This window comes from Massilia sp. KIM (assembly GCF_002007115.1).
Taxonomy (GTDB): Bacteria; Pseudomonadota; Gammaproteobacteria; order Burkholderiales; family Burkholderiaceae_D; genus Telluria.
In genome coordinates this window covers 2,913,297-2,927,163 of sequence record NZ_MVAD01000001.1, presented here as the reverse complement: position 1 = coordinate 2,927,163, position 13,867 = coordinate 2,913,297, and the positions used below count along the sequence as shown (strand labels likewise).

General features: G+C 65.6%; 8 protein-coding genes. 4 read left to right on the top strand and 4 right to left on the bottom strand.

The annotated features are described in order from the left end of the window. Positions 1-672 precede the first annotated feature (672 nt). Positions 673-3,528, top strand: coding sequence for a TonB-dependent receptor (locus B0920_RS12720; RefSeq protein ID WP_179119150.1), 2,856 nt, complete (start codon positions 673-675; stop codon positions 3,526-3,528). Between the two features lie 121 nt (positions 3,529-3,649). Here the strand turns inward: B0920_RS12720 and B0920_RS12715 are convergent, their stop codons facing one another. Next, a complete protein-coding gene (locus B0920_RS12715; protein ID WP_078032848.1) occupies positions 3,650-4,375 on the bottom strand; it encodes a 16S rRNA (uracil(1498)-N(3))-methyltransferase in 726 nt (241 codons plus the stop codon). Positions 4,376-4,688: 313 nt separating this feature from the next. Here B0920_RS12715 and B0920_RS12710 point away from each other — a divergent pair, with 313 nt between their 5' ends. The 3 genes from B0920_RS12710 to gap all read left to right on the top strand — a co-directional run bounded on the left by B0920_RS12710 (position 4,689) and on the right by gap (position 10,859). Continuing rightward, positions 4,689-7,589 carry a TonB-dependent receptor domain-containing protein gene (locus B0920_RS12710; RefSeq protein WP_078032847.1) on the top strand — a complete coding sequence of 967 codons (2,901 nt, stop codon included), beginning with the start codon at positions 4,689-4,691 and terminating at the stop codon, positions 7,587-7,589. A 182-nt stretch (positions 7,590-7,771) separates the two neighbouring features. Continuing rightward, entirely contained in the window at positions 7,772-9,769 is a 1,998-nt protein-coding gene (gene tkt / locus B0920_RS12705; protein WP_078032846.1) for a transketolase, read from the top strand. 79 nt (positions 9,770-9,848) lie between these two features. Then, the gene (gene gap, locus B0920_RS12700; RefSeq protein WP_078032845.1) at positions 9,849-10,859 is read left to right on the top strand and encodes a type I glyceraldehyde-3-phosphate dehydrogenase; all 1,011 of its coding nucleotides are present in this window, start codon (positions 9,849-9,851) and stop codon (positions 10,857-10,859) included. A 78-nt stretch (positions 10,860-10,937) separates the two neighbouring features. On the opposite strand, the gene map is transcribed toward gap, so the two are convergent. The 3 genes from map to B0920_RS12685 all read right to left on the bottom strand — a co-directional run bounded on the left by map (position 10,938) and on the right by B0920_RS12685 (position 13,822). Then, entirely contained in the window at positions 10,938-11,702 is a 765-nt protein-coding gene (gene map / locus B0920_RS12695) for a type I methionyl aminopeptidase (protein ID WP_078032844.1), read from the bottom strand. A gap of 68 nt (positions 11,703-11,770) precedes the next feature. Beyond that, positions 11,771-12,745, bottom strand: coding sequence for an IS1595 family transposase (locus tag B0920_RS12690; RefSeq protein ID WP_078032843.1), 975 nt, complete (start codon positions 12,743-12,745; stop codon positions 11,771-11,773). Positions 12,746-12,847: 102 nt separating this feature from the next. After that, a complete protein-coding gene (locus B0920_RS12685; RefSeq protein WP_078032842.1) occupies positions 12,848-13,822 on the bottom strand; it encodes an IS1595 family transposase in 975 nt (324 codons plus the stop codon). Positions 13,823-13,867 lie beyond the last annotated feature (45 nt).

Genomic DNA, 13,867 nt, shown 5'->3' with positions numbered 1-13,867 from the left:
GCCCAAGCATGGCGGTTTCATGGCGAGAGAAACGGCGATGCGGCGTGGCCGGATGAAGCGGATTTTCCTTGCTCGTTGTTGCGCCTCCGCAACTCGAAACCATATGCATCATGGTGGTGCACACGGGGCGACATGTACAGACAACATACATATGAACAATGGAAAATTCTGCAAGTATGTATTGTCAATGGTGCGCCGCACATTTCCTAACTTCTCTCTAGTCTGAGGGGCGTGGCCCGTACATTCTGCGGCGTTCGAGCCCCTTCACGCTATCGCCTTCCATTTTGGTGCTGCAGCGCACCAAGTCGGAGCGAAAGAAATTTCTGAAAAATAATGTGTTGTTTTTAACGTCGTGACGGCTTGGCGTTTTGTTGACACTTACGGTTTTGCTATGGTTTTATGTCCCCACTCAAATAATGTTTGGCTAATTCCCAAACATCCATTGAGAGTATGCGTCGTAATTCGCGCCCGGGTAAATTTGGGCGCGACGGATTTACGTAGCAGACGAAGTTTAGTCATAGGCAACAGGTAATCCTGACAACTACGCCGGATCGTGGAGCACCGGCGGCGGGTGCCAAGCGCCCAGGTTGGCAGGGAATAAAAAAGACGCGCGGAGGGGCGACCCGAGGCGCGCTAAAAACCACTCAAGAAAGCCCAGAAGGAGAAGTATTCATGACGTTTAAGATGAAGTCCCTGCCATTCGCGGTGGCATGCGCAGTCGCCAGCGGCGCACTGGTCAGCGTTTCCGCCATGGCGCAGACGACCGCCCCGACCACCGGGACGAACGTCCAGGCGCCGCAGCGCGTGGTCGTGACCGGTTCGCTGATCAGCCGTTCGGACATCGAAGCGCCGACCCCGGTCCAGGTGATCACCGCCGACGAAATGGCGAAGACCGGCAAGACCTCGGTCGCCGAGATCCTGGGCGAGCTGGCTGCCAACGGCCAGGGCGCTCTGGGCACCGGCTTCCCGGGCGCGTTCGCGAACGGCGCTTCGGGCGTCTCGCTGCGCGGCCTGACCGTGGGCCTGACCCTGGTGCTGGTCGACGGCCACCGCGTCGCTTCCTACCCGCTGTCGGACGACGCCCAGCGCTCGTTCGTCGACGTCTCGAACATCCCGTTCGACCTGATCGACCGCGTTGAAGTCCTGAAGGGCGGCGCATCCTCGATCTACGGTTCGGACGCAGTCGCAGGCGTGGTCAACATCATCCTGAAGAAGCGCTTCACCGGCACCCGCCTGAACGCAGAAGCCGGCCATGCCCAGCACGGCGGCGCGCGCACCAAGAAGGCCTCGATCACCACCGGCTTCGGCGACCTCGAAGCCCAGGGCTTCAACGTCTTCGGCAGCATCGAATACCGCGACCAGGAAGGCGTGCGCCTGTCCCAGCGCGACGACCGCGAATGGGCCAACGGCGACTACCGCTCGCGCGGCGGCTACGACCTGCGTCGTGGCGTCCCGACCGCTCTGAACAGCTTCCTGACCCCGGCCAGCTCGCCCTTCCTGTACAACGCAGCGGGCGCCGGCGGCGTGAACAACCCGGCCAACTTCCAGTTCCTGGATCCGAGCTGCAACTACCAGCTGTACCGCGCCGGCCAGTGCATGGTGCGCGACACCTGGTCCTGGATCGCTCCGCCGACCGACAACCTGAACGTCCTGATCGGCGCCACCAAGAAGCTGAACGACGACTGGACCCTGTCGCTGAAGGCCTCGATGTTCGAGCGTAACAACGAGAACAACCGTGGCACCCCGCCGGCCTTCTCGGCCAGCACCTTCGCCGGTTTCACCACCTACAACAACGGCGTGCTGACCCCGGGCGTGGGCCGTATCGCCGACACCCGCCTGCCGGCCAACCACCCGCTGAACCGCCTGGGCGCGCCTGCCCGCCTGTACGGCTACGTCAACGAAGCCGGCGCCGGCATCACCTCGCAGAACGAGTCGCGCGCCACCCGCTACGCCGCTGACCTGAACGGTAGCGCAGCTGGCTGGGACATCAACGCTGCGATCGGCTACAGCAAGGTCAAGACCGACATCGACTACAGCGGCTACGTCAACCGCGTTGAGCTGTACAACGCCCTGATCAGCGGCAACTTCAACCCGCTGGGCGGCAACACCCCGGGCGTGCTGGCACTCACCGCGCCGCGCTTCTCGAACACCCTCGAGTCGGACCTGACCTATGTCGACTTCGCGGCCAGCCGCGACCTGATGCAACTGGGCGAAGGCACCCTGAAGGCGGCAGTGGGCTTCCACTACCACAACAAGGAACAGAACTCGCCGGCATCGCCGCTGACCGCGAACGGCGCCGTGGCCAACACCTCGGCCTTCGTGTTCGGTGAAGAGACCAACAAGGCGGTGTTCGCCGAGCTGAGCGCCAACCCGATCAAGTCGCTGGAACTGAACGCCTCGGCACGTTACGACCACTACGACACCTACGGCCGTTCGTTCACCCCGTCGGCCAAGTTCAAGTGGTCGCCGACCCGTACCTTCGCGCTGCGCGGCTCCTTCGACAAGGGCTTCCGTGCTCCGAACGCTTCGGAAGTGGGCAACGCCGGTTCGTTCTTCCTGTTCAACGGTATCAACGACCCGATCCTGTGCCCGGACGGCAACCGCAACACCCGCGGCAACGTGCCGGCAGCTTGCGGCATCCAGCCGACCTACGTGCAGACCACCGAAGCCGACGTCCAGCCGGAAAAGGCCAAGAGCTACACCCTGGGCGTGATCCTGGAACCGTTCCAGGGCCTGTCCGCAACCCTGGACTACTACCGCATCAAGATGACCGGCCAGATCACCTCGGCCGTGTCGGTGCCTGGCTTCACCCCGAACTGGGTGCGTAGCCCGGCCGTGCCGACCGAAATCGCTGACGGCAACGGCGGTACCTTCCTGGGTACCCCGTCGGTTGGCCCGATCCAGTACGGCCCGACCCCGTACATCAACGTGGGCGGCGTCGAAACCCACGGCCTGGAACTGGACCTGTCCTACCGCTACCGCGCTGGTGCATGGGGCAACTTCCGTGCCGGCCTGAACTTCGCGCACACCATGGGTTACGAGATCGACACCGGCTCGGAGAAGATCCAGCTGGCAGGCACCCACGGTCCTTCGGCAGTCGGCGGCAACACCGGCAACCCGAAGAACCGCGCCAACCTGACCCTGGGTTGGGACCGTGGCCCGCTGACCGTCACCACCACCGTGAACTGGGTTGACAAGTACTCGGCACTCGACCCGTCGGTTGGCGCCAACGACTGCTCGACCGCAGCCCACGACGTGGCCGGCCGCACCATGTTCGACCTGAACGGCATGCCGGAGTCCTACTGCACCATCCGTTCGTTCGCCAGCACGAACCTGAACGTCACCTACAAGTTCAACGAGAACCTGACCCTGAAGGGTTCGGTCCTGAACGTGTTCGATCGCGAACCGCCGATCGACGTGGCGACCTACGGCTCGGCGGGTAACAACCTGTCGCAGTACAACTCGGCAATGCACCAGGCCGGCGCCATCGGCCGTTCCTTCAGCCTCGGTCTGAACTACACCTTCTAAGCTGAGACTTGCAGCGGCGGCAACGCCGCTGTCAAGCAAAAACCCGCCGGCGGAGCGATCCGCCGGCGGGTTTTTTCTTGTTCGTGCGAACGGGCCGGCGGCCCGTCCTCTGTCGGACTGGCTAGATCCCGCCCCAGGCCGCCGCCAGCACCGCCAGCGCCGCCAGCCCGGCGGTCTCGGTGCGCAGCACCCGCGGCCCCATCGACAAGGCCAGCGCGCCGGCCGCGCGCGCCGCTTCCTCTTCCTCGGGCGCGAAACCGCCTTCCGGTCCGACCAGCAGGGTGGCGGGGCCGGGCGCGGTCGCGCGCGCCCACTCCGCCAGCGAGCCCGTCGCACGCGGGCTGAGCAGGATGCGCGGCGCGGAGGAGGGCGCCGCGATCCAGGTCTTGAACTCGGCCAGCGGATGCAGCTGGGCCAGGCGGTTGCGTCCGCTCTGCTCGGAGGCGGCCACGATCACGCCCTGCCAGTGCTCCTGGCGTTTGTCGGCGCGCTCGCCGGACAGGCGCACCACGCTGCGGCGCGCCGCCAGCGGCTGGATCGCGGCCGCGCCCAGCTCCACCGCCTTCTCGATGATCCAGTCCATCTTGGCCCCCTCGGGCAGGCCCTGGGCCAGGGTCAGGGCGTAGGGCGCTTCCACCTCGACCGCCTCGTGCGCCTCGACCAGGGCCGCGGCCCGCTTCTTGCCGACCTCGACCAGGGTGGCGCGGTATTCCCCGCCCTCGCCGTTGAACAGGGTGAGGGTGGCGCCGGGCTGCAGGCGCACCACGTGCAGGTGGTGGGCGACGGCGGCCGGCAGCTCGACCTGGACGCCGGGATGGAGAACCTGGGGACAGTAAAAACGGGGCATGACTTGCCTTGCGCTTGGGAAGGGACCCGTATTGTAGTGCGCTCCCACGACGCGAACCAAGGCCGGCCCCCGCGTCGATCGGGGTGAACTGTCACGTTTTCGATACATACGGGGAACATTGCGGTACATATACATTGACATAAATCAACCCGAATGTTTTGATTGATTTGCAAGTACATACGATGACGTTTGCTCAAAAGGCGGATGACGATTTTTGCTCAACAAGCGTCGATGTGCTGAAGAGGGAGTGGACGGCTGCATCGCACCCCGGACGGCCGTACCGGAGTCATTTCAACGTGGGATTGAGAGAAGAATGATCAAAGAGAAGAGCATTTCGCGCGCCGTTCGCCTGGCCCTGGTGGTCGCCGGTATCGGCGCCGCAGCCCAGCCCGTGCTGGCCCAGGAGAAAGTCAATGTCGTGGAAGTGACCGGCACCCGTATCACCTCGCCGGGCATCACCTCCAACAGCCCGATCGCCTCGATCACGGCGGAAGAGATCCGCTCGACCCAGCCGGTGGCGGTCGAGGAGTTCTTCAAGGCCCTGCCGGCCGCCGTGCCGGCGATCGGCCCGGGCACCAACAACGGCACCGGCGGCGCCGCCACGATCGACCTGCGCGGCCTCGGTTCCAACCGTTCGCTGGTCCTGGTCAACGGCCGCCGCCTCGTGCCGTTCAACCTGAGCGGCACCGTCGACACCAACGCCATTCCCGTGGCCCTGGTCAACCGCGTCGACCTGGTCACCGGCGGCGCCTCGGTGGCCTACGGCGCCGACGCCGTGGCCGGCGTGGCCAACTTCAACCTGCGCCGCAACTTCACCGGCATCGACGTCACCAGCACCTACGGCGCCACCGCCGACGAGCGCGACGCCAAGCGCCGCCGTACCGACATCACCATCGGCAGCTCGCTGGCCGACGGCAAGGGCAACGTGGTCCTGAGCATCGGCAAGACCAAGACCGATCCGCTGACCCAGGGCGAGCGCGACTTCGGCATCGTCAGCCTGAACTCGGTGACCGGCGCTCCGACCGGTTCGGCGACCGCCGTGCCGGCCCAGTTCTCGACCGGCCAGGGTCCTGGCGGCACCACCGCCCTGTCCGGCGCATGGCGCATCGACCCGGCCACCGGCCGCCTCGTGCAGCCCGTCGTGCCCTGGAACACCAATCCGCCGAACTACTATCAGACCGGCCTCGACCGCACCCAGGCGACCGCGCTGGGCAACTACAAGATCAACGACCACGCCGAAGCCTACGCCGAGCTGTTCTACACCACCAGCAAGGTCGCCTCGGCCCTGGCATCGACCGGTACCTTCGGCAACACCTTCCAGGTGCCGATCGGCAATCCGTACATCCCGCAGCCGGCGCGCGAGCAGATCTGCGCCCGTCGCGGCATTCCGGCCGCGAACTGCGTGCCCGGCAACAACACCATGGTGCCGCTGCTGGTCAACCGCCGCATCACCGAACTGGGTCCGCGCTTCAACGACTTCGATACCGACACCCTGCAGTACACGATCGGCGTGAAGGGCGACCTGATCGGCGAATGGACCTATGACGCCTACTGGAGCCGCGGCACCTCGGACCAGACCCAGACCCGCCGCAACTGGGGCTCGCTGGCCAAGGTCGGCCAGGCCCTGAACGCGCTCTCGACCACCGCCTGCGTGAATCCGGCCAACGGCTGCGTGCCGCTGAACGTGTTCGGCGCCGAAGGCTCGATCACCCCGGAAATGGCGAAGTTCATCAACCAGACCGCGGTGCTGATGCAGAGCGTGGAGCAGGACGTGGCCCAGGCTTCGGTCAGCGGCAACCTGGGCGAGAAGATCCGCAGCCCCTGGGCCGAGGATCCGATCGCCGTGTCGCTGGTCGCCGAGCGCCGCAAGGTCACCGCCGGCACCCAGTCCGACGCCGCTTCCCAGATCCAGGGCGAGGTGCTGGGCACCGGCGCGCCGACCCCGGACCGTTCGGGCAGCTTCAAGCTGCAGGAATACGCGCTCGAGATGTTCGTCCCGCTGGTCGCGGACAAGCCCTTCATCCGCAGCCTGAACGCCGAGCTGGGCTATCGTGAGACCGAGTTCAAGACCGCGTCCAACAAGGTCAGCTACGGCAGCTGGAAGGCGGGCGGCGAATGGTCGCCGGTCAAGCCGCTGCGTCTGCGCGGCATGATCCAGAAGGCCACCCGTGCGCCGAACGTGAACGAACTGTTCGCGCCGGCCGTCACCGGCCTGTCGAACCTCGCGACCGACCCCTGCCAGGGCGCCAACATCAACCAGGCCGACGCCAACCGTCCGGGCACCCTGTCCAACCTGTGCCGCCTGACCGGCGTGCCGCTGAGCGAGATCGGCAGCCTGCCGGCGCCGTCCTCGGGCCAGATCAACAACCTGTCCGGCGGCAACCCGAACCTGGGACCGGAAACCGCGAAGACCAAGACCTTCGGCTTCGTGCTGGAGCCGCTGCCGCGCCTGGCGGTGTCGGTCGACTACTACAAGATCGAGATCACCGAAGCGGTCTCGTCGCCGTCGACCACCGACATCCTGGACCGCTGCTACAGCGCGGCCCAGAACCCGGGCTTCACCGTCAACGAGTTCTGCGGCATGGTGGGTCGTAACACCATCAACGGCACCTTCAACGGCAACGAGGCGCGCGGCGTCTCGACCCCGCTGTCGAACCTGGGCAAGCAGAGCACCGCCGGCGTCGACCTGAACGTGGCCTACCGCCTGAACCTGAGCCAGCTCGGCGCAGACAGCCGCTGGGGCAGCCTGGACCTGTCGCTGGGTTCGAACTTCGTCACCGAGTACGACTACCAGGCCACCCCGACCTCGGTCAACCGCGACTGCCTGGGCTACTACTCGATCGCCTGCAACAACGTGGTCAACGCCCCGGTGTACAAGCGCAAGTTCAACCAGCGCACCACCTGGAACGTCGGCAAGTGGTCGATGGGCTACAACTGGCGCTACGTGAGCTCGGTGATCGAAGAACCGGGCGGCACCGTGTTCCTGCCGGCCTTCTCGCACATCTCGGCCTATAACTACGTCGACCTGTACGCGAACTGGAACGTGCACAAGAACGTGAAGCTGACCCTGTCCGTGACCAACGCCTTCGACAAGAAACCGCCGATCGTCGGCGGCTCGATCGGCGGCACCGGTCCGAACAGCGGCAACACCTTCCCGCAGAGCTACGACGTGATCGGTCGCTACGTGACCCTGGGCGCATCGGTCCGCTTCTGACCGCCTGACGGCCCCCCGAAAAGCCCGGCGCTCGCGCCGGGCTTTTTTTTTGCTGCCCGCTGTTCCGTGCGGCCTTTTGTTGCCTTCCCGTAATTCAAGATTGCCCTGCGCCGTCTGGTAGAATAACGGGCTACGGCCTGACGCACCGCCACCGCTTTCCAATCCCTGATCTTCGTACCCCAATGAAATCTACGCACACCACCACCCTGATGGCCAACGCGATCCGCGCGCTGGCGATGGACGCCGTCCAGAAAGCCAACTCGGGCCACCCGGGCATGCCGATGGGCATGGCCGAGATCGCCGTTGCGCTGTGGGACGGTCACTACCGCCACAACCCCGCCAATCCGGGCTGGATGAACCGCGACCGCTTCCTGCTCTCGAACGGCCACGGCTCGATGCTGCACTACGCGCTGCTGCACCTGGCAGGCTACGACCTGTCGATGGACGACATCCGCGACTTCCGCCAGCTGCACTCGAAGACCCCGGGCCACCCGGAAGTGGGCATCACCCCGGGCGTGGAAACCACCACCGGTCCGCTCGGCCAGGGCATCGCCAACTCGGTCGGCATGGCGCTCGCCGAATGGCTGCTGTCGTATGAATTCAACCGTCCGGGCTACGAGGTGGTCGATCACTACACCTACGCCTTCCTGGGCGACGGCTGCCTGATGGAAGGCATCTCGCACGAGGTGGCCTCGCTGGCCGGCACCCTGCGCCTGAACAAGCTGATCTGGCTGTACGACGACAACGGCATCTCGATCGACGGCAAGGTCGAAGGCTGGTTCACCGACGACACCCAGAAGCGTTTCGAGGCCTATGGCTGGAACGTGATCCCCAAGGTCGACGGCCACAACGTCGCCGCGGTCGCGGCCGCCATCGAGCAGGCCAAGGGCTCCGACCGTCCGACCCTGATCTGCTGCAAGACCATCATCGGCAAGGGCGCGCCCAACCTGGAAGGCGGCGACAAGGTCCACGGCGCCCCGCTGGGCGACAAGGAAATCGCGGCCGTGCGCCAGCACCTGGTGTGGGACCCGATCCCCTTCGACATCCCGGGCGAGATCTACGAGGCCTGGGACGCCAAAGCGCGCGGCGCCAAGCTGGAAGCCGACTGGAACGCCATGTTCGACGGCTACCGCGCCGCCCACCCGCAACTGGCCGCCGAATTCGAGCGCCGCATGAAGGGTGAGCTGCCGGGCAACTTCGCGCAGACCCTGGACGCCGCCATCGCGTCCTGCATCGAGAAGAAGGAAAACATCGCCACCCGCAAGGCCTCGCAGAATGCGATCCAGGCCCTGGCCCCGGTGCTGCCGGAATTCCTGGGCGGCTCGGCCGACCTGACCGGCTCGAACCTGACCAACTGGAAGGAATCGGTGGCGGTGCGCTCCGGCATCCCGGGCAACCACATCAACTACGGCGTGCGCGAGTTCGGCATGGCCGCGATCCAGAACGGCATCGCCCTGCACGGCGGCTTCATCCCCTTCGGCGCGACCTTCCTGACCTTCTCGGACTACAGCCGCAACGCCCTGCGCATGGCCGCGCTGATGAAGGTGCGTTCGATCTCGGTGTTCACCCACGATTCGATCGGCCTGGGCGAAGACGGCCCGACCCACCAGTCGATCGAGCACGTGTCCTCGCTGCGCCTGATCCCGAACCTGGACAACTGGCGTCCGTGCGACACCGTCGAATCGGCGGTGGCCTGGGGCGCGGCGGTGCAGCGCAAGGATGGTCCGACCACCCTGATCTTCTCGCGCCAGAACCTGCCGTTCATGGAACGCAGCCCGGCCCAGGTGGCCGACGTGGCCAAGGGCGGCTACGTGCTGCGCGACGCCGCCGACGCCAAGGTGGTCCTGATCGCCACCGGTTCGGAAGTCGAACTGGCGGTCAAGGCGGCCGACGCGCTGGCAGGCGAGGGCATCGCCGCGCGCGTGGTCTCGATGCCGTCGACCGACGTGTTCGAACGCCAGGACGCGGCCTACAAGGCCAGCGTCCTGCCGCGCGGGATCCCGCGCGTCGCGATCGAAGCCGGCGTGACCGATTTCTGGTACAAGTACGTGGGCCTGGAAGGCGCCGTGGTGGGCATCGACACCTTCGGTGAATCGGCGCCGGCCGGCGTGCTGTTCAAGCACTTCGGCTTCACCGTCGAGAACGTCGTGGCGAAAGCCAAGGGCGTCATCGGCGCGTAAATATCGGCGGGCTGCCTGCGGGCAGCCCGTTTCGTTCTCGGGTACGAAAAAAAAGTTTTTTTCTAATCAGGAGCAAAGCATGACGATCAAAGTTGCAATCAACGGTTATGGCCGCATCGGCCGCAACATCCTGCGCGCGTTCTACGAAGGCGGCAAGAAGCAAGACATCCAGATCGTGGCGATCAACGACCTCGGCAATGCCGAATCGAACGCCCACCTGACCCGCTACGACACCGCGCACGGCAAGTTCCCGGGCACCGTGACGGTCGATGGCGACCACATGATCGTGAATGGCGACAAGATCCGCGTGTTCGCGCAGCGTAACCCGGCCGAGATCCCGTGGGGCGAGCTGGGCGTGGACGTGGTGCTGGAGTGCACCGGCTTCTTCACCACCAAGGAAAAGGCCTCGGCCCACCTGAAGGGCGGCGCCAAGAAAGTCATCATCTCGGCGCCGGGCGGCAAGGACGTCGACGCCACCATCGTGTTCGGCGTCAACCAGAACGTGCTCAAGAGCTCGGACACCGTGATCTCGAACGCGTCCTGCACCACCAACTGCCTGGCCCCGCTGGTCAAGCCGCTGCATGAAGCGATCGGCCTGGAAAACGGCCTGATGACCACCGTGCACGCCTACACCAACGACCAGGTGCTGACCGACGTGATGCACGAAGACCTGCGCCGCGCCCGTTCGGCCACCCAGTCGATGATCCCGACCAAGACCGGCGCCGCCGCCGCGGTGGGCCTGGTGCTGCCTGAGCTGAACGGCAAGCTGGACGGTTTCGCGATCCGCGTGCCGACCATCAACGTGTCGATCGTCGACCTGTCCTTCATCGCCAAGCGCGACACCACCGTCGAGGAAGTCAACCAGATCATGAAGGCCGCCTCGGAAGGCGCCCTGAAAGGCATCCTGACCTACAACACCGAGCCGCTGGTGTCGGTCGACTTCAACCACAACCCGGCATCGTCGAACTTCGACGCCACCCTGACCAAGGTCTCGGGCCGCCTGGTGAAGGTCTCGTCCTGGTACGACAACGAGTGGGGCTTCTCGAACCGTATGCTGGACACCACGGTCGCGCTGATGGCCGCCAAGTAAGCTCTGCAAGCAGAAACGAAAACGCCCCGCAAGGGGCGTTTTTTTTTGTCGGGCGGGCGCGCAGCCGCGCGCGCGGACTCAGCCCTTGGGCCAGGGCGTCAGGATCTCGGCGCCATCCCTGGTCACCGCGATCATGTGTTCCCACTGGGCCGACAGCGAGCCGTCCTTGGTCACCACGGTCCAGCCGTCCGCCAGTTGGTCGACTTCCTCGGCGCCGGCATTGATCATCGGCTCGACCGTGAAGGTCATGCCTTCCTTGAGCAGCAGGCCGGTGTTGGGCCGGCCGTAGTGCAGCACCTGCGGGTCTTCGTGGTAGACGCGGCCGATGCCGTGGCCGCAGTAGTCGCGCACCACCGAATAGCCGGCCGCCTCGGCCAGCTTCTGGATCGCGTGGCCGACGTCGCCCAGGCGCGCGCCCGGACGCACCGCGCGGATGCCCGCCATCATGGCGTCGTAGGTGGTGTCCACCAGGCGTTTCGCTTCGGGACTCGGGGTGCCGGCGTAGTACATGCGGCTGGTGTCGCCGTGCCAGCCGTCCTTGATCACGGTGACGTCGATGTTGATGATGTCGCCATCCTTGAGCACTTCCTGCTCGCTCGGGATGCCGTGGCAGACCACGCCGTTGATGGATGTGCACAGGGTCTTGGGAAAGCCGTGGTAGCCGACGTTGGCCGGGGTCGCCTTCTGCACCTTGCGGATGTATTCGTTGCAGCGGCGGTCCAGCTCCTCGGTCGAGACCCCGGGGACCACGTGTTCCTTGATCATCTCGAGCACTTCGGCGGCCAGGCGGCCGGCGACGCGCATCTTGGCGATGTCCTTGTCGTTCTTGAGTTTGATTGCCATGGTGTTCTTGATAAGCGGCCAAGCCGCACAAACCGACATGATACCGCGCCGCCAAAAAGAAGGCGCTGTCACCGTTCAATGTTGATGACTCCGATTGCGATGCGCAGCAACTGCTCGATCGTATTGATCCGTCCGCCATCGAGCGCCCAACGCCAGCCCAGATAGTTCGGCAGGTAGCGCGAGGCCACGCCGTGAAAGCGCGCCAGCCAGTCCCGGAAGCGGTGGTGATAGGCATTCACGTTTTGGACGTGGATGGCGCCTGAAGCGCCGGCCCGCACCCGCACGCCGGCGCGCAGGTTCACCGCCTCATGCGCGATGCCATGCTGGCGACAAAAGGCGCGATAGGCGGCGTTCGAATCGGTGACCAACAGCGCCTGCGGGTCGAGTTTCGGCAGCAGATGGCGCGTCAGCTGACGGGCGCTGAGGGCGCCGCGTCCGGTGACGGCGTCGATGGTCTGACCGCCGCGATCGCGCGCCACCAGTATGCAGTCGAGCTCGCGCGAGATTCCCCGCCTGCTGGCCGCGCCGCCCCGCTTACGCGGCGGACGGTCGAGCTTGCGCGCTCCTTTTTGCGATTCGAGCAGGAACATTTCATCGGCCTCGACGATGCCGCTCAAGCGCGCAGGACGGTCATGTTTAACCTGGTCCAGGAAGCGGTGGCGCCAGCGAAAGGCGGTGTTGCGGTGCACGCCGACCTCGCTTGCCGCCGCCCGCACGGGCCGCGACGCCAGCAGCGCTTGCAGATAATCCAGCCATTTACCGCGCAGCCGCAGGCGCGCCAGCGGCGTGCCGCTCAGGTCGTTGTATGTGCGCCCACACTGGCGGCAGCGGTAGCGTTGAAGATCATTGGCGTGCCCATGGCGGTGCCAAGACGGACTGGCGCAGCGGGGACAGCGCCGGTCCGCCGCGCGGATTACCGTGAGCAGCGCAACGATCTGGGCCAGCCCGGCCGCCGGCCGCAGCGCGTCGAGCACGCGCAGACGCTGCGGTTGGTTCAGCGACGGCAGTTTGTCGAACCACTTCTGGAACCGTGGCACCCTCATGATCGCTCCTGTCGAGAGATGACAGGGCTTGGACCACCAAGAAGCTCAGCAGTTCAGTACTCATCCATAGCTAACGGAGACAGCGCCAAAAAGAAGGCGCTGTCACCGTTCAGTGTTGATGACTCCGATTGCGATGCGCAGCAATTGCTCGACAGTATTGATCCGTCCGCCATCGAGCGCCCAACGCCAGCCCAGATAGTTCGGCAGGTAGCGCGAGGCCACGCCGTGAAAGCGCGCCAGCCAGTCCCGGAATCGGTGGTGATAGGCATTGACGTTCTGAACATGGATGGCGCCTGAAGCGCCGGCCCGCACCCGCACGCCAGCGCGCAGGTTCACCGCCTCGTGCGCGATGCCATGCTGGCGACTAAAGGCGCGATAGGCGGCGTTCGAATCGGTGACCAGGAGCGCCTTCGGGTCGAGTTTCGGCAGCAGATGGCGCGTCAGTTGCCGTGCGCTGAGCGCGCCGCGTCCGGTGACGGCGTCGATGGTCTGGCCGCCGCGGTCACGCGCCACCAGAATACAGTCGAGCTCGCGCGAGATTCCCCGCCTTCTGGCCGCGCCGCCCCGCTTGCGCGCAGGCCGGCCGAGCTTGCGCGCTCCTTTTTGCGATTCGAGCAGGAACATTTCATCGGCTTCGACGATACCGCTCAAGCGCGCCGGACGGTCATGTTTAACCCGGTCCAGGAAGCGGTGACGCCAGCGAAAGGCGGTGTTGCGATGCACGCCGACCTCGCCGGCCGCCGCCCGCACGGGACGCGAAGCCAGCAGCGCTTGCAGATAATCCAGCCATTTACCGCGCAGCCTCAGGCGCGCCAGCGGCGTACCGCTCAGGTCGTTGTATGTGCGGCCGCATTCGCGGCAGCGGTAGCGTTGCAGATCATTGGCGTGACCATGGCGGTGCCAAGATGGACTGGCGCAGCGTGGACAGCGCCGGTCCGCCGCGCGGATTACCGTGAGCAGCCCGACGACCTCGGCCAGCCCGGCCGCGGGACGCAGCGCCGCGAGCACGCGCAGGCGCTGCGGCTGGTTCAGCAAGGTCAGTTTGGCGAACCACTTCTGGAACCCCGGCGCCTTCATGATCGCTCCTGTCGAGAGATGACAGGGCTTGGACCATCAAGAAGC

Excerpts from the sequence above, each read along its gene's own strand:
- B0920_RS12720 (WP_179119150.1), top strand. The coding sequence starts at position 673 with ATGACGTTTAAGATGAAGTCCCTGCCATTCGCGGTGGCATGCGCAGTC.
- B0920_RS12715 (WP_078032848.1), bottom strand. The coding sequence starts at position 4,375 with ATGCCCCGTTTTTACTGTCCCCAGGTTCTCCATCCCGGCGTCCAGGTC.
- B0920_RS12710 (WP_078032847.1), top strand. The coding sequence starts at position 4,689 with ATGATCAAAGAGAAGAGCATTTCGCGCGCCGTTCGCCTGGCCCTGGTG.
- tkt (WP_078032846.1), top strand. The coding sequence starts at position 7,772 with ATGAAATCTACGCACACCACCACCCTGATGGCCAACGCGATCCGCGCG.
- gap (WP_078032845.1), top strand. The coding sequence starts at position 9,849 with ATGACGATCAAAGTTGCAATCAACGGTTATGGCCGCATCGGCCGCAAC.
- map (WP_078032844.1), bottom strand. The coding sequence starts at position 11,702 with ATGGCAATCAAACTCAAGAACGACAAGGACATCGCCAAGATGCGCGTC.
- B0920_RS12690 (WP_078032843.1), bottom strand. The coding sequence starts at position 12,745 with ATGAGGGTGCCACGGTTCCAGAAGTGGTTCGACAAACTGCCGTCGCTG.
- B0920_RS12685 (WP_078032842.1), bottom strand. The coding sequence starts at position 13,822 with ATGAAGGCGCCGGGGTTCCAGAAGTGGTTCGCCAAACTGACCTTGCTG.